Origin of the sequence: Micrococcus sp. HG099 (assembly GCF_024723355.1) — a bacterium.
Lineage (GTDB): Bacteria > Actinomycetota > Actinomycetes > Actinomycetales > Micrococcaceae > Micrococcus > Micrococcus endophyticus.
Genome location: NZ_JANQCJ010000245.1, coordinates 1 through 1298, shown reverse-complemented (window position 1 = coordinate 1298; position 1298 = coordinate 1). Strand labels below are relative to the sequence as shown.

Sequence of the window (1298 nt, the reverse complement as noted above, 5' to 3'; positions counted from 1 at the left end):
CCAGCCCCCGGGCGGCGTCGCGCTCCAGCTGCCGCGCCCACGAGCGCCGCACGCCGACCACGGTGAGCAGCAGCAGGGCGCCGAAGGCGGCCACGAGGCCCACCGACGCGCTCTGCTGCGCCCCGAGGGGGCTGGGCAGCAGGCGGGGCAGGGCCAGGCAGAGCAGGGTCCAGGCCATGCCCACGGCCACACCCATGCGGCCGCGTCCGCCCAGCACCAGGCGCGCCGCCCCGGGCAGCAGGGCGAGCAGGACGAGGGCGGCGACAAGCTCGGTGGGGAACCAGCCCACGTGCACGCCCCACGCGTGGAGCGTGGCGGCCAGCGCCGTGGGGGCGCCGGCCAGGAGGGTGCCCAGCAGGACGCCGGGCGCCCCGTCCTCGGCCAGCCGCGTCAGGCGTCCGGCGGCCGGGCGGGTGCCGAGGCGTCGCACCGCGCCCAGCATGAGGGCGAGGGCGACGAGCCACAGCGCGGACTCCAGCCCCCAGGGCACGAGGACGGCCAGCGGGAACCACAGCGCCAGGGCGAGCAGTGCCCCGGCCATCGGCCCGCGGGTGCGTCGGTGCCGGGGCGCGGCGCCCTGGCCCGGACCCCACTGCCGGGCCACGTGGAGCCCGGTGAGCAGCCACAGCACCGGCCAGATCACGGGGTGCAGCGGGAAGAGGGAGAAGACGGTGGCCCCGGAGCCGTGCCGGCCGTCGCCCGCGGCGGGGTAGGGGCCGGCGTCGAGGGCGTCCAGGCCCGGCACGAACCGGAACAGCCCCAGCCCCCAGACGCCGGCGAGCACGAACGCCGCCCACGCCAGGGTGAGCACGAGCTGCCCGCGCCGGTCCCGCACGGTGGCCGGGCCGGCCGGCTCCTCCGGCGCCGCCGGGGTGTAGCCCGGGATCAGCGGCACGGGGCCGGTGGACGGGCCCGCGGACCGGTCGGCGGCGGTCTCCGCCCCGACGGCCCGCGCCTTCGTGGCCAGGCGCTGCCGGTGCCGCCACTCGGGCAGGGCCTGGCGGGCGCGGGCGAACAGCTCCTCGTCCGTGAGGCCCTCCTCGGGGCGGGCGAGCAGCGGCCGCTGCGAGGCGGCGGGGATGACCTCGGGGCCCTCGAGCTCGCGCGCGGCCCGGTACAGGGCGCGGGACTCGCGGTCCTGGTGCTCGCGCAGCCGGCGGGCCTCCTCCTCGGCGGCGCGGCGCTCGGCGTCCCGGGCCCGGTCCTCGAGGAGGCGGGCCTGGGCGAGGGCGCGCTCGGCGTGCAGCACGGTGTGCGCGCGGGTCCGCTCGGCGTGGAGGCGGCGTCTTATACACATC

The 1298-nt window shown here is 79.9% G+C and carries 1 pseudogene; it reads right to left on the bottom strand.

Annotated elements, in window-relative coordinates:
- Positions 1-1298 (bottom strand): annotated as a pseudogene (locus tag NWP10_RS11990) (hypothetical protein); the annotation flags it as partial.